The 19,758-nt window shown below is 54.3% G+C and carries 20 protein-coding genes; 9 read left to right on the top strand and 11 right to left on the bottom strand.

Annotated elements, in window-relative coordinates:
• Positions 1-4: 4 nt before the first annotated feature.
• Positions 5-2,881: an FAD-binding and (Fe-S)-binding domain-containing protein gene (locus tag ACR0BF_RS17530; protein ID WP_480625422.1), complete on the bottom strand. Its 2,877-nt coding sequence runs from the start codon at positions 2,879-2,881 to the stop codon at positions 5-7.
• 134 nt (positions 2,882-3,015) lie between these two features.
• Here ACR0BF_RS17530 and ACR0BF_RS17525 point away from each other — a divergent pair, with 134 nt between their 5' ends.
• Entirely contained in the window at positions 3,016-4,179 is a 1,164-nt protein-coding gene (locus ACR0BF_RS17525) for a pyridoxal-phosphate-dependent aminotransferase family protein (protein ID WP_170494810.1), read from the top strand.
• Here the strand turns inward: ACR0BF_RS17525 and ACR0BF_RS17520 are convergent.
• From ACR0BF_RS17520 to ACR0BF_RS17480, 9 genes are all read right to left on the bottom strand, one after another.
• Positions 4,166-5,233 (bottom strand): cytochrome c peroxidase, encoded by a 1,068-nt coding sequence (locus tag ACR0BF_RS17520; RefSeq protein WP_170494813.1) that lies wholly within the window; start codon positions 5,231-5,233, stop codon positions 4,166-4,168. The two genes, ACR0BF_RS17525 and ACR0BF_RS17520, sit on opposite strands and share 14 nt — an antisense overlap.
• Positions 5,234-5,292: 59 nt before the next feature.
• A complete protein-coding gene (locus tag ACR0BF_RS17515) occupies positions 5,293-5,598 on the bottom strand; it encodes a hypothetical protein (RefSeq protein ID WP_480625421.1) in 306 nt (101 codons plus the stop codon).
• A 68-nt stretch (positions 5,599-5,666) separates the two neighbouring features.
• Entirely contained in the window at positions 5,667-6,482 is an 816-nt protein-coding gene (locus ACR0BF_RS17510) for an amidohydrolase family protein (protein ID WP_480625420.1), read from the bottom strand.
• A 12-nt stretch (positions 6,483-6,494) separates the two neighbouring features.
• The gene (locus ACR0BF_RS17505; protein ID WP_170494822.1) at positions 6,495-7,361 is read right to left on the bottom strand and encodes a dioxygenase family protein; all 867 of its coding nucleotides are present in this window, start codon (positions 7,359-7,361) and stop codon (positions 6,495-6,497) included.
• Between the two features lie 10 nt (positions 7,362-7,371).
• Positions 7,372-8,676 carry a TRAP transporter large permease gene (locus tag ACR0BF_RS17500; RefSeq protein ID WP_170494826.1) on the bottom strand — a complete coding sequence of 435 codons (1,305 nt, stop codon included), beginning with the start codon at positions 8,674-8,676 and terminating at the stop codon, positions 7,372-7,374.
• Positions 8,673-9,224 carry a TRAP transporter small permease subunit gene (locus ACR0BF_RS17495; protein ID WP_170494830.1) on the bottom strand — a complete coding sequence of 184 codons (552 nt, stop codon included), beginning with the start codon at positions 9,222-9,224 and terminating at the stop codon, positions 8,673-8,675. The genes ACR0BF_RS17500 and ACR0BF_RS17495 overlap by 4 nt, the downstream gene beginning before the upstream one ends.
• Before the next feature lie 30 nt (positions 9,225-9,254).
• Entirely contained in the window at positions 9,255-10,328 is a 1,074-nt protein-coding gene (locus tag ACR0BF_RS17490; RefSeq protein ID WP_170494833.1) for a C4-dicarboxylate TRAP transporter substrate-binding protein, read from the bottom strand.
• 147 nt (positions 10,329-10,475) lie between these two features.
• Positions 10,476-11,141, bottom strand: a complete 666-nt coding sequence (locus ACR0BF_RS17485) for a malonic semialdehyde reductase (RefSeq protein ID WP_170494835.1) — start codon at positions 11,139-11,141, stop codon at positions 10,476-10,478.
• A complete protein-coding gene (locus tag ACR0BF_RS17480) occupies positions 11,138-12,022 on the bottom strand; it encodes a fumarylacetoacetate hydrolase family protein (RefSeq protein ID WP_170494838.1) in 885 nt (294 codons plus the stop codon). The genes ACR0BF_RS17485 and ACR0BF_RS17480 overlap by 4 nt, the downstream gene beginning before the upstream one ends.
• An 84-nt stretch (positions 12,023-12,106) precedes the next feature.
• Here ACR0BF_RS17480 and ACR0BF_RS17475 point away from each other — a divergent pair, with 84 nt between their 5' ends.
• The 5 genes from ACR0BF_RS17475 to yghX all read left to right on the top strand — a co-directional run bounded on the left by ACR0BF_RS17475 (position 12,107) and on the right by yghX (position 16,998).
• Complete coding sequence (locus ACR0BF_RS17475) at positions 12,107-12,493, top strand: YciI family protein (protein WP_480625419.1); 387 nt, start codon at positions 12,107-12,109, stop codon at positions 12,491-12,493.
• The gene (locus ACR0BF_RS17470; protein WP_254440740.1) at positions 12,424-13,200 is read left to right on the top strand and encodes a GntR family transcriptional regulator; all 777 of its coding nucleotides are present in this window, start codon (positions 12,424-12,426) and stop codon (positions 13,198-13,200) included. Before ACR0BF_RS17475 ends, ACR0BF_RS17470 begins: the two co-directional genes overlap by 70 nt.
• Before the next feature lies 1 nt (position 13,201).
• Positions 13,202-14,500, top strand: a complete 1,299-nt coding sequence (locus ACR0BF_RS17465; protein ID WP_480625418.1) for a malonyl-CoA decarboxylase — start codon at positions 13,202-13,204, stop codon at positions 14,498-14,500.
• Positions 14,497-16,020 carry a malonate--CoA ligase gene (locus ACR0BF_RS17460; protein WP_480625417.1) on the top strand — a complete coding sequence of 508 codons (1,524 nt, stop codon included), beginning with the start codon at positions 14,497-14,499 and terminating at the stop codon, positions 16,018-16,020. The genes ACR0BF_RS17465 and ACR0BF_RS17460 overlap by 4 nt, the downstream gene beginning before the upstream one ends.
• A 90-nt stretch (positions 16,021-16,110) precedes the next feature.
• Positions 16,111-16,998, top strand: a complete 888-nt coding sequence (gene yghX, locus ACR0BF_RS17455; RefSeq protein ID WP_170494854.1) for a YghX family hydrolase — start codon at positions 16,111-16,113, stop codon at positions 16,996-16,998.
• A 464-nt stretch (positions 16,999-17,462) separates the two neighbouring features.
• On the opposite strand, the gene ACR0BF_RS17450 is transcribed toward yghX, so the two are convergent.
• Positions 17,463-18,374, bottom strand: a complete 912-nt coding sequence (locus ACR0BF_RS17450; protein WP_170620296.1) for a LysR family transcriptional regulator — start codon at positions 18,372-18,374, stop codon at positions 17,463-17,465.
• A 130-nt stretch (positions 18,375-18,504) separates the two neighbouring features.
• On the opposite strand from ACR0BF_RS17450, the gene ACR0BF_RS17445 reads away from it, so the two are divergent.
• The 3 genes from ACR0BF_RS17445 (at position 18,505) to ACR0BF_RS17435 (ending at position 19,667) form a co-directional block, all read left to right on the top strand.
• Positions 18,505-18,729 carry a DUF1127 domain-containing protein gene (locus ACR0BF_RS17445; RefSeq protein WP_170620196.1) on the top strand — a complete coding sequence of 75 codons (225 nt, stop codon included), beginning with the start codon at positions 18,505-18,507 and terminating at the stop codon, positions 18,727-18,729.
• The gene (locus ACR0BF_RS17440; protein WP_170611126.1) at positions 18,719-18,946 is read left to right on the top strand and encodes a DUF1127 domain-containing protein; all 228 of its coding nucleotides are present in this window, start codon (positions 18,719-18,721) and stop codon (positions 18,944-18,946) included. The genes ACR0BF_RS17445 and ACR0BF_RS17440 overlap by 11 nt, the downstream gene beginning before the upstream one ends.
• Before the next feature lie 181 nt (positions 18,947-19,127).
• Positions 19,128-19,667: a GNAT family N-acetyltransferase gene (locus ACR0BF_RS17435; RefSeq protein ID WP_480625416.1), complete on the top strand. Its 540-nt coding sequence runs from the start codon at positions 19,128-19,130 to the stop codon at positions 19,665-19,667.
• Positions 19,668-19,758: the final 91 nt, after the last annotated feature.

Here is a 19,758-nt window from a genome sequence, read left to right as displayed (position 1 = left end):
CATCCTAATATTCAAGGACCATATCCAGCAGGCGCGCGACGTGCATCGCTTGGCGCTGCGTACCTTCGGCGATTTGGTGGCGGCATGATGTTCCATCCGCCACAACAATTGCATCCGCAGGCGCCGCCTCCAAAGCTGGAAACAGGTCGAGTTCCGCCATCTTGATCGAGACATCAATAGTGCCGGGCGCGTATCCAAACGCCCCGGCCATACCACAACAACTGCTTTCGATCATGTGAACCTGTGATGCGGGAATACGCTTAAGTAAGTTGAGCATCGGTGTAACGGCATCGTGTGCTTTCTGGTGGCAATGACCATGCACATAAATGGGGCGATCTACCGATTTGAGAGGCAGATCCGGCTGTTTGGCCAGAAACTCCTCAAAGGTATGAGAGGCTTTGGATAGCAACTCCGCATCCCGCCCCGGACAAAGAGCCAAATACTCGTCCCGGAATGTGAGGATAGAAGAAGGTTCGAGACCGACTACCGGTATGCCCTGTGCAGCTGCTTCTCGCGTCGCGTCAATCACACGCTGTGCCTCGTGACGCGCCTCTTCCACGCAACCCTCAGCCAAAAGAGTGCGCCCGCAATCCAGCGGCCTTCCTGTTTGGTCATCTCTTGCTATGGCAACCCGAAGCCCTAGCGCACGCAGAACCCGGACAGCGGCGCGCAGATTGTCTGGCTCGAAATATCGGTTGAACACATCGGCAAACAGAAGCACCTGCGGATCTGTGTCTTGGGCCTCGACATCCCGGAATGGGTCGGAGGACCACACTGGCAGGTCACGTCGCGCCGAAATTCCAGTTGGTTTCTCCAACAGCGTACGCAAGGGCCCAATTTTGTTTCGAGCATTCAATAACCACGCGACTTTTGCAGCTTTTGGCGCATATCTCGGCAGATAAGCTATTAATTTATCAGCCAATGTCAGCCCGTCTTTTTTGCGCTTTGCTGAAAGTACTTCGATCTTCATGCGGGCCATATCGACGCCAGTCGGGCATTCACGCGCACAAGCCTTGCAAGACACGCAGTATTCCATCGTGTCCTGCATTGCGTCTGAAGTTAAACCACCAGGCAACTGCCCGCTGATGGCAAAACGCAACGTGTTTGCCCGCCCGCGTGTGGCGTCACGCTCGTTTCTCGTCGCACGGAAGGAAGGACACATTACTCCGCCCTTGAGCTTGCGACACGCACCGTTGTTGTTGCACATCTCGACGGCACCCTGAAATCCTCCTCCGGCACCCGGCCAAGCGGACCAGTCCAACGCCGTTTCGAATTCAGGAACTGAGTAGTCCGGGCTGTAGCGGAATAGGCGGCGATCATCCATGGCAGGCGCGTGCACGATTTTGCCGGGGTTCATTAGCCCGGCAGGGTCAAACCGGGCCTTAACCTGTTCAAACGCGGAAACGATACGAGGGCCGAACATCTTTTCATGAAACTCTGATCGCACGATCCCATCACCGTGTTCGCCTGAATGAGACCCTTTGTATCTCTTGACTAGATCAAAGGTCTCTTCGGCAATCGCCCTCATTGTCCGGACGTCTTTGTCCTGCCGCATGTTCAGGACAGGACGAACATGGAGACACCCGACTGAGGCATGCGCGTACCATGTCCCTTTTGTGCCGTGCCGGGTAAAAATTTCGGTCAGGCCAGCGGTATAATCGGCGAGATCAGGCAACGGGACGGCGCAATCTTCCACAAAAGAGATCGGCTTGCCGGCCTCCTTCATCGACATCATAACGTTCAACCCGGATTTTCGGTATTCGGCGATCGAGGTTTGCAGTTTGGTATCAGTAACTGATACAACCCCGCCCCAGCGGTTTTCAGTCCCACTGAAATCAAACCCAAGATCTCCCATCAGTTGCGATAGCTCGACCAGCTTTGCAGCATTGGCGTCAGCGCTACCCTCAGCAAATTCCACTAACAACAACGCTTCAGGGCTGCCTTCTACAAACGCCTCAATCGTACTGCGGAACAATGGGATATCTCTCCCCAACGCAATCATGGTGTCGTCGATCAATTCTACCGCCTGCGGCTTGAGCGTCACGAGGTGCTGTGTTGCCTCCATCGCAGCACGGAACGTCGGGAAATGACACACGCCGACAACTTTCTCGCCCGGCAAGTGAGCAAGGTTCAGTTCCAATTCAGCGAAATAGGCCAGAGTGCCTTCTGACCCCACCAGCAAATGAGACATGTTGACGTCGTTGCCGACAAGCGCATCGATGTTATACCCGCCCACACGACGCTGGAGATTGGGAAACCGGGCGTCAATTTCCGCAGCCTCGCGACGCCCCAGAGCACGCATGTCCCCAACAAGATCGGCATAATCGCCAGATGCCGTCGTATCGGCGCTGAACCGTGCTTCCATACCATCGCTGAGGATTGCACTTATTGCACGGACGTTATCGCGCATGATCCCGTAGCGCAGGGATTTTCCACCAGAAGAGTTGTTGGCGGCCATTCCTCCAAGCGTGCAACGCGACGCGGTCGAGGGGTCTACGGGAAACCATAAGCCATATTGCTTTAGTGACTGGTTCAACTGATCCAGAACAACGCCGGGCTGAACACGCGCGACACGGTTCTCAACGTCCACGTCAAGAACACGATTCAAGTGCTTGGTGTTGTCTAAGACAACGCTTTGATTGACCGTTTGCCCACATTGCGATGTGCCGCCGCCGCGCGGAAGAACGGAGCATCCTTCGTCGCGCGCTACAGACATCACGGCCTGCACGTCCTCTTTGTTTCGGGGAATGACCACGGCGTCCGGCATCATCTGATAGATCGAAGCGTCAGTCGAGTATCGTGCGCGTGATGCCGGGTCAGCCATCACCTCGCCTTGGACGTCAGACATCAGTCGGCGATGCAACGATCCATTCTCAAGCATCGGGTTCGCCTTCCCTTCCCAACTAGCCAATTAGAAGCTTCACTTCACCGTTGACTGAATAATGAATTCATAATTAACTTTTGCCAATAGGTAATTGCGCCACTGTTTCGGCGCCAGCGGAAGGATCAATTCAGATGCGCCAGGCGGGCAGACATTTTTTGCAAATCCCAGGGCCAAGTGCCGTGCCGGAACGCATCCTGAAGGCCATAAGCATGCAGACCATCGATCACCGGGGGCCAGATTTTGCAGAAGTAGGCCACAAAGCCCTCGCTGGGATGAAAACAATTTTTAAGACAGAACAAAACGTCTTTATCTACCCTTCATCCGGTACAGGCGCGTGGGAAGCTGCGCTTGTGAACACAGTGTCGCCGGGCGGAAATGTTCTCATGTACGAAACAGGACATTTCGCATTCATGTGGTGCAACTTGGCTGAAAAAATAGGGTTACAGCCAGAGTTGATTGAAGGGGATTGGCGTGGCGGTGCGGACCCCAATCAGATAGAAGACCGCTTGCGCGCGGACAGTCAGCACGAGATCAAGGCGGTATGCGTCGTCCACAATGAAACTTCTACCGGGTCAGTCTCGCCTATTGAGGAAGTGCGCAGGGCAATAGACACGGCGAAACACCCTGCCCTTCTTTTGGTTGATTCAATCTCTGGCCTTGCATCGATCGATCTTAGGTTCGACGAATGGGGCGTAGATGTCTGTGTCTCCGGTTCGCAAAAAGGGATGATGCTACCGCCGGGTCTCAGCTTCAACGCTGTGAGCGATCGTGCTCTGGAACATTCAAAATCCGTGACCATGCCACGCAGCTATTGGAATTGGCAGGATATGGTCGAGCCGAACCAGAAAGGGTTCTTCCCTTATACCCCTGGCACCAATCTTATCTATGGATTGAATGAGGCCATCGATATGTTGCACGAGGAGGGGCTGGAGAACGTATTCGCTCGTCATGCCCGCCACGGAGCCGCGACTCGAGCTGCCGTGCAAGCATGGGGGCTTGAGGTATTGTGTGCCCGCCAAGGTCAGGAGTCAGGCGTACTGACCGCTGTCAAAGTGCCTGAGGGACATTCTGCTGATGCCTTTCGTGCGACTGCGCTGGAGCACTATGATATCTCACTCGGAAATGGTCTATCCAAAGTAGCCGACAAGGTATTCCGAATAGGTCACTTGGGCGATTTCAACGACCTGATGTTGATGGGCACACTCTCAGGCGTAGAAATGGGACTCGCCAAAAGTGGCGTGCCGCACACTACAGGCGGTACTCAGGCTGCATTGGAGTATCTCAAGGCCGCGTAACGCCGGACAGAGTCTCCAAAAACTCAACCAGGTCTGCAATCTCCTGCTCGGATAAATTCAGTTCAGAGAGTATGGCTTCGCCATCGGCGTGAAGCCTTTCTATATCAATTTCGTTATAGTGTCGGACCACGGCGTCCAGATCATCCAGGCTGCCGTCATGCATGTAGGGGGCGGTTTCGGCCACACCTCGAAGGCTGGGCGTGCGAAAGGTTCCAAAATCGGAATGGCTCCTTCGTACATTTCGGACCGCCCACGCGCCTTTCTTTTCCGGATCGTCAGTCCAGTCTCCGTCCAATGTGTAAGGGCTGGAGAGCAAGAAGTTCAGCCCTCCGAACCGGCCATCGTCGACTTCGGTTTCACTCAGAAAATATGGCACGCCCGCGTCGTGGAATTCGTTGTTGGAAAATCTCGGGCCATTATGGCAGAACGCGCAATTCCCGCGCCCCAAGAAGAGCTGAAGCCCTCGCTGGGCAGCTTCGGGGTAGTTCGCAGCCTCTGCCAGATCGCTGCGCTCCAACGCGTCGCGAAAATCGTCAAATTGTGTCCGCTCGGTTACCAGCGTTTCCAGATAAGCTGATAGGGCTTTGGCAATGTTTACCAAGACCTGCTCTGTGTCTTGGCTTTGAACATCGCCAAAAATGACCTCAAAATCTTCAATGTACGTATTCTCGGAAATGGCTCTCATTAGGCTTTCTTTGCTGTGCGCCATCTCTTGTTCTTCAATGATCGGATGCAAGCTGGCAGCCCACAGATTATCGCTCTTTCCGCCCCACCCGTACCATCGCAGACCTGCCAGATTTCGCAGTGATGGCGTATTCCGATCCAAAATCACGCGACCGAATGTTCGTGCCTCGGAGTTGGTGAGTGCCTGCTCGGGGTCGTGACAACTTGCACAGGCAAATGCACCATCAATCGACAGCACGGGATCGTTGAACAAGGCCGCGCCGAGCGCAATCGCTCTGGAGTCACCTGAAACTCGATTGCTGGGGTCTGGCTGGTATGTTGGTGGCCACGGCCCGAAGGAGAGCGTTTGCTGTATTTCATCTTCGGACAACAGAACGTCTGAGTGCACCGCAACCGGAAGCGACACGAGCACGGCTGCGGCCCAGAGCTTCATTTTAGCGAAATATCTGACGTGTAGGACACCGATCGCCCACGGAACTCAACATCGGTCTGCAACTCCCACAGACCCGGCATGTGGAACAGCAAACCATCGACCCAGAACATTCCGTCACCCAATGCCGAAACTTCGGGAGCGTAGTTCAATCCGTGCTGGTGCGCGGGCATGAATGCATCAACACGCACCTCTTGAACCGTGGCTTCAGCGCAGACTGAAATCTGAATTGAAAACGGTTGGGCCAACGGAATTTCACCGACATCCACATAAACTTCAGGTGCATTTGGGGCTTGCGAACCCATGCGTTGCCCCACAGCGTCACAAGCAATTGCTGCGCCAGGGGAAGCAATAAGCCAGACAACCCAGCGGATCATTCTGATGCCAGCAAACGTTCTGCGTTGGCATACGCGATGTTGTCTGCAATCCGATCTGGCAGCAGATCCAGCCATTCGCGCGAAAAAACTGCATGCGGGCCGACGTAATACCAGCGCTCCGGCGCAAATGTATCGGTACCGACCATAAACCGATCAGGATGCGCTTCGAACGCAGCTTGCCAATCCGGATCGACACGGCCCCGCGAGACCATGTCGGAACGGAACGCCAGATCGGCCCAAAGCCGGGGATACGCATTTAAAGCGTCGACAACCTTTCCCGGATCGTCAAAGCCAGAATGTGCCCACAATACCCGAGCCTCCGGCCAGGTTTCGAAGATCAGGTCAACCGCGTCGCGATCACCGTGGTGGTGCAGAATCAGGTTCCTTTCTTTCGCCAGCGCGATCATATGTTGGATAACTGGCGTTTTTATATCGTCGCCATATGCGTGAAACTCTCCGATGGCTTCGTATTCGTTCTTGGCCAGATTTGCTTCCAGATAATCGATGACAGTTTCATCGTGCATCCAGGTGTTGATTTCACCTCGGCGACGATAAGGGCGAAGTGCCGGAACAACGATGTCCGGGGCTGCCGCCAACAACAATTGAGTTCCATTGTCGTCCGAGCTGGAAACCAGTGCTTTCCTCACGCCTGCGTCTTGAAGGATTTTGGCCACTTGCTCTGGTGGAACCAGCTTTACGGCATCATGGCTGTAATGAATATGCGCATCGAAGATTGGTCGCTCGTCAGCGGTCGCCGCGCCGCAGAACAGCGCGGCACCTATGATGAAGGTATGTCTCAGCACCTCAAACATCCTCAACAACTATCAGGATTTTGCAAGCCTCACGTCGAAAGTCACGTGCAAGAAGGGTTCGGTAATCTTTCCAGAAAGCTCCATTCCTTCGGGAAATTCCGAAGCTGGTCGTTCCACATAGGTCATCACCAGGTCGTCCCGAACGCCAAACACGGTATCCTGATCCAGATAGGGATCGTCGTCGGGAAAAATCTCGGTCACCAAAGATCGGTGGCCGGGCGCCTTGACGATGTAATGCAGGTGCGACGGTCGCCATGGATGACGGCCACATGCCCGCAGAATATCCCCGACAGGCCCATCTGACGGCACGGTATACTCGACTGGTTTCACGGTGGTGAACGCGTACCGACCATCTTCACCAGTGGTCATCAGACCATGGAAAGAATACGTATCCTGTTCTTCATCCTGACTGGCATAAAGGCCATTCGGGGCCGTTTGCCAGATATCAAGCTCGGCCCCGGCAATCGGATTGCCTTCGGCATCGCGTATGACGCCCTCTGCAAGCAGCACCGGCCCGCCGTAGTCGCGTTTCATGTCGCCACCGATAGGCAAAGCAGGCGCGCCAGAGACGTGAAACGGGCCCAAAACGGAAGAGCTGGTCGCATCCGGGCTGGAATGCAGCATATCCACCAAAGAAGACAGGCCCAGGACGTCCGAGGCAAGCACAAACTCGTGCCGGTCCTCGGTTTCCACAGCGGCACAGCCCTCGAGAAACGCAATCCCAGCTCGCCATTCGTCATGCGTCAGGTTGGTTTCTCGGGCGAAGTCATGCAGGTGTTTGACAAGTGACCCCATGATTTCGCGCATCCGCGGATCGGTGTCCTTGGACAGGTATCCCATGAACACGTCGGTGATATTGTCTTTGGTGACAGAGCGCATCTGGGTCTCCTTAAATCAGGGCAAGGCTGAGGATCGGGAATTCGATCAGAATGAACAGGACGATCAGCATAACAAACGCAAAGGGCAGCGCGCCCATGAACACATCCTTGAGCGATATTCGGTCATCGTTGATCGTCGATTTGATGACGAAGCAAGATATGCCCAAAGGCGGGGTCAAAAGCCCGATTTCGGCGCCGACCACAGTGATAATGCCAAACCAGATCAACGACATGTCCAGGGCTTCGGCCATGGGCAGGAACAGCGGGACGACGATCAGAATGATGGACGCTGTATCGAGCAAAGTTCCCAGAAAAAGCATCAAGAGAACGTAGAGCAGCATGATCGACCAAAAGGACGCGGAATTTCCCGCGAGCAAATCCTGCAACTGATTGGGCAGCCCGGCCAGCCCCAGCATGCGACTATAGATCGAAGCCGCCGTAATCAGGAACAAGATCGCCGCTGTAATATGACCGGTTTCCAGCAACGCGTCCCAGAACGCTCTTGGTGTCATGGACTTGCGTACGACTGCGATCACGAGCGCAACCAGTGCCCCAGCGGCACCCGCCTCGACAGCGGTTAGCCACCCCGTGTAAATCCCGCCGAGCACGACTGTGATAATGAACAGTGTCGGCAGAGTTTTAGACGCGACCTCGCGGCCGGACATCCATTCGGTGTCTTCCACGACCCGACCGCCGACAAAAGCTGGTGTAAAACGGCCCATAACCCAGATCGCGGCGACGTAGGCAATGGCCAGCATGATCCCCGGAATGACGCCTGCCAGGAACATATCGCCCACGGATTGTTCGGCGACAAAGGAATAGATGATCAGCATGGCCGAAGGCGGGATGATCATACCCAAGACCGAAGACCCAGCGACCACCCCGACAGCAAAGCGCGGGTTGTAAGCCTGCGCCATCATCTGAGGAACCGAGACTTTGGTGAACACGGATGCAGAGGCTATTGACGACCCGGTTACGGCTGCAAAGACGGCGTTGGCTCCGACGGTTGCCATGCCGATGCCGCCTTTGACCTTGCGAAATCGCATGGTCATGACTTCGTAAATGTCCTTACCCAACCCGGCCTTCGAGACAATGAGACCCATAAAGGTGAACAGCGGAATGGTCGCGAAACTGTACTCCATCGCGCTGTCGCCGACCGCCACTTTCAGCAAGTTCAGCGCAAGTGTGAAGTTGTCCCGCATCAGCCAGATCGACACGAAGGACACGACGCCCAGCGCAATCGGAATGTAGACGCCTGCGTAAATCAGGAAAACGATTGCAACGACCGAGATCAGGCCAATCTCGATCGGAGTCATTCTGCGGCCTCGTCATGCTCGGGGGTGCGGACCAGTTGCGGGCGGTCCTGCGCCGTGACGACCTTGAGCAGGAAGATCACGCAGGCAAGCGCAGTCCCGCACGCGATGACCAATTTGACCGGCCACCAAGGCAATGTAAAAAGACCGGGCACTCCGAAGTAGTCCTGTGTTTCCCACATGTGAAGAAATTCTGGGAAGGTTACATAGGCGATCAAGGCCATGAAGATTGCCGAAATAGCGTTGATGATGCGCCTCAGGTTGGCTGTCAGACCGGGGCGACGATGGTGTAGCAGGTTCAGAAACCCATCTGAGCGCGTCAATCGATCCACTCTGACAACGTCGGCCAGCTGCAGGAACACGATCATCACGACCGAGAATTGCACCATCTCGTAGGTTCCGCGCAGTGGGGCCGAAAACAGGCCCCGCGCAATGACGTCAACATTCAGAATGACCACCAACGCTAGGACGACAAGCGTACCCAATGCGTTGGCGGCGATAGCAAGCGAATTGGCGACCCGCGACAGGACGGCAACTGCGGTCTTCAGCATGTCTGGCCCCTTTCTCGGGTCGCCGAACGATTATTCGGCCGTCCAGTCCCGCACACCAGTGAAACCAGCATCCTGAAGCTTGCCGAGATAAGCGGCCAGCATATCTGTGCCCTGCTCGCCGTTCTCATTCAGCGTTGCAGCCCATTCCTGCGCAACATTGGGCATCGCATTTGCCCACGCAGCGCGGTCTTCGTCCGAGATTTCAATGATCGATCCGCCAGCTTCTACAAATGCATCTCGCGACGCAGCGGCTCGATCCATTGCAATACCTGCCACGTGGTCACGGTAGTCGATAGCCACGGCCTGTAGTACTTCTTTGACCTCATCGGGCAGACTCGCCCAGTAGTCGGCATTGACGGTGACTGTTTTTGTATTCACCGCACCAAGGTCTGCCTTCAACATGTAAGGGGCCACTTCGACGATTTTGAACGTCTTGGAAGCTTCCGGCCAAATCATTACGCAATCGACAAGGCCGGTTTGAACCATGTTGTAGAAATCAGTGAGGCCTCCGCGTACGCCCGCCGCGTCCTTGATACCCTCGAGATAGCGCAGGTTCAGACCAGCACCCGCGATCTTGCGTCCTTCAAGGTCTGCAACTTTCTCGACCGGCTCTGAGCAAAACATCTGATAGGTGTCGAGCACAACGCCTGTCGCCAGATAGACTTGATTTTGCGCAGCGAACTCATTCTGCATCGCCGGATATTCTCGCGCGATCTCGTCGACCGCCTTGGCCACTGCGCGAGCATCCGACGCGACGAATGGTGTCGAGCCCGAGATCCCCTGGCTGGGCAGCTTGGACGAATGGAAGATGGTTGTGACGATACCAATGTCGCCCAAACCCAACTGTACGCCTTCCAGAACACCTTTGGGTTTTACAATAGAACCGCCATAGTTCTCCTGCCAGTTCATCTTGTAATTGCCGGACTCGGCCAACCGCTTATCCACTTCAGGAATAAAGAAGTTTGTGAATTCTTTCACCCACAAGGCCCGGTCTGGGTAACCATCAATTACGACAGCTGAAATGGTCTCTTCCGCTGCGACTGACAGTGCCATAGTGCCTGCCACGGCAACACCCAGCAGACTGCACTTGGTCCAGTTTTTCATTATCTCTCCTCCCAGAAAGTTTGATCTTGTTGCCCTTTATTTGTTCGCCTTGAACCCCGGCAGTCAGTCCTTTCCACACCAACCGATTTGCGCAGCATTGCGACGGCAAAGTACTTGGCCGATTGGCCGCCCACTTGCGTCATTTCCTCATGCATAAGAACAAACCTTGTCGAACGGAAATCGCGGCAGTTTGTGAAACAAACCCGTTTCATCGGCGTAACCTAGATTGCACAGAAAGTTCGATTTGAGGGTGGTTCCTGCAAAGAACTCCTCGTCGACAATCTTGTTCGAAAAGCCTGACATGGCACCAACGTCCAACCCAACGGCCCGTGCCGCGATCATGAAGTAGGCGCCCTGAAGCGTACCATTGCGAAACGCCGTATCAGCCACGTAATCGGGATTGTTTTCGAACAACGGCCGACGATCTTCGTGTGGGAAAAGGAAGGGCAGTTCCTTCCAGAAGTCCATGTCGTAGGCAATTATGGCCGTGACTGGCGCGCCCATCATCTTTGGCACGTTCTTTGGCTTCAAAGACTTGGCAAGCCGCACTTTGCCCTCGGCACTTTTCACGAAAATGAACCGCGCAGGCAGTGTATTCATACTGGTCGCGCCGTTGATCGTGATGTCGTAAATCTCTTCAAGCAACGCGTCGGAAACCGGCTTGTTTGTCCACGCATAGTGCGACCGGGACTCGCGCAGAATCAAGGCGATTGCGTCATCCGACAGACGAGGAATGCGCGCGCGCAGTTCGCGATGATCTTGCTGCGCCTTGGCGCGAAGTGCCTCCAGCTCTGCCCCGGTCGGTGCGCTCATTCTGCTGCCACCTTTGACCTATTGTCTTTTTCGTCCACGATCGGGCTGGAACAGACGCCGATACCTTCGATCTCGACCTCAACGGTTTCTCCCGGCTTCAACCAGCGAGGGTCGGGTTTTTTGGCGTGGCCCACGCCCGGCGGTGTTCCCAATGCAACCAGATCTCCCGGTTCCAGGGTCATGAATTCCGAAATTGTCGCGATCACCTGGCGGACACCCCAGATCATGTTGGCGGTGTTCGAACTTTGCAGGATTTCGTCCCCCACGCGGCTTTCGATCTTGAGGCCCGAAGCGCCTTCGGGCAACTCATCCTGAGTCACGGTGAAGGGGCCAATTGCGCCCGTGTCGTCAAAGTTCTTACCCGGCGTCCACTGAACCGTTTTGCGTTGATAGTCCCGCACCGACCCATCGTTGAAAACGGTATAACCAAACACATGATCCAGCGCCTTTTCTTCCGAGATATGGCGACCGCGTTTCCCAACGATCAGCATCAATTCCGCTTCATAATCGAAATGCTCGGAAGCCGCCGGTCGCACCATGGGTTTGCCTGCCGCCATGATTGAGTTCTTTCCGCGCATGAACAGCGTGGGGTACTCGGGAACGTCGTATCCACCTTCTTTGATATGGTCGGTATAGTTCAATCCCATGCAAACAATGGTGCCGGGGGCGGCCACCGGCAATGCCGGCGTGATAGTCGAGACTGGCACAGGCACCGCTGCTGAGATTTTATCGGCCAGTGAGTCGCTCAAACCAGGATCGGCAATCAATCCCATCAGATCTGTGCCGACACCAGAGTCCAAAGCCGTTAAATTTACTGCTTTTTCGCCGTTCACGGCAAACACCGCGGTACCTTCCAAAGTCTCTCCCACTAGGTATTTCATTTTCATCATCCATATCAGTTTGCTTGATTTTTGCCGATTATTTTGCCATATGTCAATTAATATCGATTTTATTGGAGGGCGCAGATGGTTGCCTGGGCAGACTACAAATCAGAAGCACAGAGCCGCGGCGCACTTGCTTTGGAGCTTTACGTTGCACACAGCACGCCTGCCAAAGCGCCCGAAGACGTGAAGGCATCACTTCCTGATCACCTGGCATATCAGGCGCAGCTTGAACGTTCGGGTCAGCTGGCTTTTGCCGGACCAATGTCGGATGAAACCGGTGAGCATATGCAGGGAATGGGCCTGATCATCTACCGCGCCGACAGTCTCGAAGCCGCCCGAAAGCTGGCAGAGGATGACCCGATGCACAAAAGCGGGGCGCGCAGCTTTGTACTTCGGCGATGGATGATAAACGAAGGCTCATTGAACATCTCGATCGGACTATCGACTGGAACGAGCGCTCTCAGCTAAGAGCCCCAGAAGATTGCGCCACGAAGAAGGGAAAGCCAGATATGGACGCCATGCTTGATACCGAGGGCAAAGAGACTTCCGCCACTCATGGTGCGTATCGAAGGCTGCGCGAAATGATTCTGACAGGCGAGCTGCCACCCGGTCAAAAGCTCAAGATCGAGCAGCTCCGCGGGCTACTGGACACTGGCGCAAGCCCAGTTCGCGAAGCCCTAAGCCTTTTGACCTCGGATATGCTGGTGGAACGAATTGACCAGCGTGGCTTCAGGGCGGCGCCAGTCAGCAAATCCAACTTCGAGGAAATACTGTTGCTCCGATGCAACCTCGAGGAAACAGCGCTGCGCGCTTCCATCGCTAATGCAGATGGAGCTTGGGAGGACAGGCTTGTTTTGCGGCATCACCATATGAAAAAGGCCAGTCAAAAAAGTGCACCAGACTTCGAAGACGCCCACAAAGTGTTTCATATGGCCTTGTTGGAAAATGCAAAACTGCCGTTGCTGCTACGGTATTGCTCGCAGCTTTATGACCTCAACATTCGCTATCGTTATCTGGCGGCGGGAGGGCCCAGTTACAAAAAGCGCGATATCGCTGCCGAACACCAGCAAATCCTGGATGCCGCACTCGACCACGATGCAGACAGCGCGACCCGGCACTTGCTCAACCACTACCGCCGAACGGGTGAGTACCTGAGCAGTCAGATGGAGTCCTGAAATGCAGCGGAACTGGTTTCTGGGCGATCTGCTGAATCAGCTGTTCGATCGTCCCGGCAAAAAGCGCGGCAACGATGACTATCGATCCATTGCAGAGCTTTGTGAGGCCTTGTTGTCCGCCGAAGGCGAAGTATCGGGCTTCACCCTCGCCTCCACAATTCTTGATCGGTTCCAGACCTTAGAAGACCCCGAGAAATTGGAGTTTTTTGCCTATTTGAATGACCAGCTTGAGCTGGACGCGGATCAGCTTGCCGAAGTGGCTAGCCTCTATGCCAACGACAGAAGTGTCAATTTATATCAGAAGCTTAGCGAATTCGCGGAACCCAAACGGCAAGAGTTGTTGCGCCGATTGAACCAACCATCCGGCGCGACACAAGAACTCGTAGCAATGCGCGTTGACCTATTGCGCTTTCTTAAATCCAACCCCGAGCTCAAACGAACAGATATTGATTTCGTTCATTTGCTGAGAAGTTGGTTCAATCGGGGCTTTCTTGTCCTCAAACAAATCAGTTGGGATACCCCTGCCCGCGTTTTGGACAAGATCGTTGCCTACGAAGCGGTCCATCAAATCAACGATCTGGATGATCTGCGACGCAGGCTCTACCCGCCGGATCGTCGTTGCTTTGCATTCTTCCATCCTTCGATGCCAGATGAGCCGCTGATTTTTGTCGAAGTTGCTCTGACGGCTGAAGTTCCAGACGCAATCGATGCGCTTTTGTCTGAAGATCGGGAACCGATCGAACCCGAACAAGCGAAAGTCGCGGCGTTCTACTCTATCTCGAATTGCCAGAAAGGTTTAACCGGTATCAGCTTTGGCAATCTGTTGATCAAACAGGTTGTAACTGAGCTGTCGCGAGAACTTGAGGGGCTTGATACATTTGTGACCTTGTCCCCGATACCGGGTATGAACCGGTGGTTGGCTGGCGAAACAGGGCACCCCGAGCATGGCCATGCCGCCAAAGCTGTACTTGCGGGAACAGCCTCTGCGCAGGACGTGCGCGCAATGGCCGCCCGGTACCTGTTGTTCGCCAAGCGCGAGGATGGGATGCCGTTGGATCCCGTGGCCCGCTTTCACCTCGGAAACGGTGCCGAGTTGCACGAGTTGCACGCCGAAGCCGATTTGTCACCGAACGGACGATCACAATCCGGCGGTGCGATGGTGAACTACCTGTACGATTTAAACAAAACAGAACGTCATCACGAAGAGTTCGCGACACATTCGACGATCGAAGCCTCGCGTTCTGTTCGCGCGGCCTCAACCGCTGCGCTTGCGACCAAGCCAAGGGAAAATACCGCGTGACCAACACTCTATACGACAGCCTGTTTGCCCGGCATGAGGGCAACGAGGCTCCGTTCCTGCAACTCGACGATGATCAGGTTGTGTCCTATGACGCGTTTTTGAAGCGCACCGCGCAGGTCGCGCATGTTTTGCAAAACAACGGCGTTTCACCAGGCGATCGCATCGTTGTGCAGGCCCCAAAGCTGGCTGATACACTGGCGCTATACGCTGCTGCGGTTCAGGCGGGCGCTATCTATCTGCCGCTTAATACTGCCTACACGTTGGCAGAATTGGACTATTTTATCGCCGATGCCCAACCTGCCATGATCGTCTGCGACAGCACCAACGAAACTGAGGTCGGGAAACTGGCGGCCCGTTATGGCGCAAAGCTGCGGACCCTCGGCGGCGACACTTCAAGTCTGAGCCGCGAGGCCGACGCGCAGCCCTGCGTATTCGAAACCGTGGATCGCGCTCCGGACGATCTTGCCGCGTTGCTCTACACATCAGGCACCACAGGCCGTTCCAAAGGCGCAATGCTGAGCCATCAAAACCTATTGTCCAACGCCCAAGCTCTTGTTGGTCTGTGGGGTATCACAAACGACGATCGCTTGGTTCACGCGCTGCCGATCTTTCACACGCACGGGCTTTTCGTGGCGATGAATACGTCACTACTCGCCGGTGCCAGAGTTCGCCTTATGCAAAAGTTCGACCTCGGCGCCATCCTGGATGAATTGCCCAAGTCAACCCTTTTGATGGGGGTTCCCACTTTCTATACCAGACTGTTGGCAGACGACCGGTTCACAAAAGAGATCACAGGGAACATGCGCCTGTTCGTCTCGGGCTCTGCCCCCCTGCTTGCCGAAACCCATCAGGCATTCGAAACGCGCACCGGCCACCGAATACTTGAGCGCTATGGCATGACCGAGACAAACATGAACACCTCTAACCCCTATAGTGGCGAACGTCGCGCGGGAACTGTTGGCATGGCACTGCCCGGCATCGAGGTGATCGTGACACATACGAAAACCGGAGAACCACTTCCCCCGGGCGAAGTTGGAATGATCGAAGTCCGCGGCCCCAACGTGTTCAAAGGCTATTGGCAGATGCCCGAGAAAACCGCCGAAGAGTTACGAGAGAACGGGTTCTTCATCACCGGGGACTTGGGCCAATTCAGCGAGGACAGCTATCTATCGATTGTGGGGCGGTCGAAAGACTTGATCATTACCGGGGGTTACAACGTGTATCCCAAAGAAATTGAAGAGATACTGAACGACATCGACGGTGTTCTGGAATCGGCGGTTTTCGGCGTCCCCGACAACGATTTTGGCGAAGCAATCATCGCCGCTCTGGTTATTGAGCCAAGCGTAAAACTTGAAGCGGATCAGATTGCTGAGACCATCAGGGACAAGCTGTCGCGCTTCAAACATCCGCGCCGCTACGAATTCGTCTCGGAATTGCCGCGAAACACTATGGGAAAAGTTCAAAAGAACGTGCTGCGCGAACGGTACGCGGACATGGAACTGTCGCCGGCAGAATCTTAGTAAGCCCATCCAGACGCTCAATCAAATAAAGACTTTCAGATCGGATACTACCCTCCCCTTCAGACTGCCAAACTCATTAGGAGATCCATAATGACCCGCATGACGGCAAAAGACTTCGACCAGGAACTTCTGGACCTGTACGACTTTTACGCGCACGGCAAGATCACCAAGCGCCAATTCCTGGATCGCGCCGGAAAGTTCGCGGTCGGCGGCGTGACAGCGGTTGCGTTGCTGAACATGCTCAGCCCGAATTATGCGATGGCTCAGCAAGTGTCATTCAACGATCCCGATATCCACGCAGACTACATTACCTATCCGTCACCCAATGGAACCGGTGATGTCCGAGGGTATCTTGTCCGGCCCGCTGGCGTTGAAGAGCCCCTACCTGGGGTGCTGGTGATCCACGAAAACCGCGGTTTGAATCCTTACATCGAGGATGTGGCGCGCAGGTTGGCAAAAGCCGGATTTATGGCGTTGGCCCCCGACGGCCTGACATCGGTTGGCGGCTACCCGGGCAACGACGCCGATGGGCGCGAGTTGCAAAAGACAGTGGATCGTGTCGAGTTGATGAACGATTTCTTCAATGGGTTTGAATACCTGTTGAACCGAGATGACAGCACCGGAAAGGTCGGCGCAGTGGGTTTCTGCTATGGCGGCGGTGTAGTCAGTGCAATTGCCGTGGCCTACCCGGAACTGGCCGCAGGCGTGCCGTTCTATGGTCGCCAGCCAGCAGCTGAGGATGTAGCCAAAATTCAAGCGCCGTTACTAATTCAGATGGGAGAGCTTGATGAGCGCATCAACGCAGGTTGGCCGGATTTTGAGGCTGCTCTGCAGGCCAACGACAAAGTATACGAGGCATATATATACAAAAACGCCAACCACGGTTTTCATAACGACAGTACGCCACGCTATGATGAGGAAATGGCAAACCTAGCCTGGGACCGCACAATTGATTGGTTCAACACCTATCTGAAGTAATTGGTACAAGCTACCAAGCCAGTCATGCGTTGAAATCTTTTCGTTGATATCCTCGGCCCATCTTGGCCAAGACCTTAGAAGCTACAGTAACTTGAACTTCGCAGTTAGAGATTCTGCGACAAGGTCTTGGCCCGCAATCCCTACTATTGGATGTTTTTATGGTTTCGAAACCATGGACGGATATTGTCGAAGCGGTTTTAGATGAAGCGATTCATCGTTAAGTGTTCAGCTCATCTGCGGGTTAAACGCACTATCACTTTTATGCCGCTGATATCAGCCATTGATAACGCGTTCGGAGAAGGCAGCTAGGTGACCGAAATGACCTATGTAGTGTTTTTTGATCAATGCCAGGTTTTCGATGGAGGTACCCCTTCAGTTCTCTTCCAATGTCGGCCGGAATTTTAACCACTCACAGCGGACGGGACCGGAATATTTTGGACAACTACGACCGTTTCTATGCGTAGTTAGCCGTTCCTTTGGTTCTCTTCGGCATCCCGAAACCGCCGCGCGAGATAATCCACAAACGCGCGCGTTTTTGGTGCCAGATTCCTCCGTTCGGCAAACATTACGACAATATCCGTGCTGGGAGGTGCATACTCCGGCATGACATGGACAAGTTCGCCAGAGAGAAATTTCCTGTTTGCCATATAGCAGGGCAGCCGTGCGATGCCGATACCAGCCAGAGCGGCTCTAAAGACGACATCGGTGCTGTTCCCCTCAAAGCTGCCCGTTGCTTCAAACTTTTCGCCTGCGTTCGGTTCGATGCTGTTCCAAGCGTTCCGTTGGCTTCTCCCAGCAACTCTCAGGCAATTGTGCTCAGCCAGTTCGGCAAAATTCGACGGCGTTCCACAACGCTCAAGGTATTCAGGTGAGGCACATAGCACCCTTCGACTCTGCATAACGCGCCTAATGACCATATCTGGATTCTTCCGTTGTTCCGCAAAGCAGATCGCCGCGTCGAACCCTTCGCTCCGAAGATCAATTTCTCGGTCGGTCAGATTTAAAGACATTTCTACCTCTGGGTTCTCTTTCATGAACTCTGGGAGGGCAGGAATCAGTTGGGACTTACCGAATGCAACAGTGGATGCGATCCTGAGTTCTCCGCGTGGGACACCGTCAAAGCTGTGGATCATCGCTTTGGCTTCATTGAATTTGTCAGCCATCTCTTTGCATTTTTCATAGAAATCTTGGCCTTCCCGCGTTGGAGAGACACCCGTTCTGGTACGATTCAGAAGGCGGTAGTGCACCTGATCTTCAAGTAACCCGATCTGCTTACTTACTGCTGATGGGGTCTGCCCCATTGATCTTGCAGCCGCAGAAATACTGCCCTGCTCGACAACCGTCGCATAGATTAGCATTTGCGCAGAAATGTCCATGTCATAACCTTTGCTGTTCCAATATGGCATGGGGCCTTTGCCAAAATGGCGAGTTGTGAGCGCTACCAAATGCCTTTATCTCTGCATTGCAGCATAAATACTGCATTGCAGCAATGGACGAGGCAATATCATGGCAATTACTCGATCAAACAGCGCGCTGGATGTCGTTTTCGAAGCTGGCCGCACGTTCTTTCATCAAAAGCTGGACACGATACGCAAGGCACAGGCCAAACGCAGGGTTTATCGCGAAACTTATTATGAACTCTCGGTGCTATCTGACCGTGACTTAATAGATTTGGGCATTCCGCGCAGTAGCATCAAAAGACTTGCTATGGAGGCTGCATATGGCTGCTAACACCCAAACGGCTGGTACAGATCGTGGTCACGCCATTGCCCTATCAATCAGCTTCTTGGCGTGGATCAGATCCACGGCAAAAGCTGCCTTGAAAGCACTGAAATTGGCCCGGATGCTCTCTGCGCTTTCAAATATGAGCGATTACCAACTCTCTCAGATCGGAATTTCGCGATCTGAGATACCGGAATATGCCGGAAAATTGATGGCTGACGAATAGGTAAGCGAGCCCTCAGGTCCAAAAGCTTACACGAAAAATGCTGGTTCTCGCTCCTCCCAGAGTAAGCCAGCATGAGCGGCGGCGAAAAAGCCAACAGGGAGCGCCAACGCACGGGCCAGCATTTTCAACTCCTCCCGAAAGTGCTGGCCCAAACCAACCTGCCAAGCAGGAGCCCCGAAAAATGAGCGATAGGAGAACTTCACAAGATCTGGTCGTCCGTCGTCTCGGTTTCGGCGATCAAGATAACATCTGTGATCATTTTCTGCGGTTAGATGTCCGAACGCGGCGGGCAGGGTTTTGTGGAGCCGTCGACGACAATGGTGTCTTGAGTTACGCACAGAATATCCTTCGGTACGACAGTATCGCTTGTGGAGCGTTTGTCTGGGGCCAATTGAGAGGCCTTGTCGAACTGCGCGGCCTCTTTCATTCATGGCCATCAAAGCCAGAGGCTGCACTCTCTGTCGAAGCCGAGTGGCAAGGCATTGGGATTGGCGACGCTTTGTTTCAACTGATGTACGCGATGGCGCAGAACAGAGGCGTCCGGACTATCCAAATGATGTGCCTGAAGGAAAACCGCCACTTGCGCTATCTTGCGGCGAAACATAGTGCGCAGTTTGTAGCTGACGCGGATATTGTTGAAGCAATCATGCACCCCAACTGGCCGACGCCCGCGTCAATTGCCATTGAGATTATCGCTGAAACTAGGGTCAGGATGCATTGATTTCCAACGCGCTGCGTGATTCACGGCTCGGAAAACGGAGCGGTGTCATGAGCGATCTTTACTGGCTGACCGACGAGCAGATGGCCAAACT

It is taken from the genome of Ruegeria sp. AG7, assembly GCF_056541545.1.
Note: the sequence above shows the minus strand (reverse complement) of the source record. Positions and strands in the feature narration are given on the sequence as shown.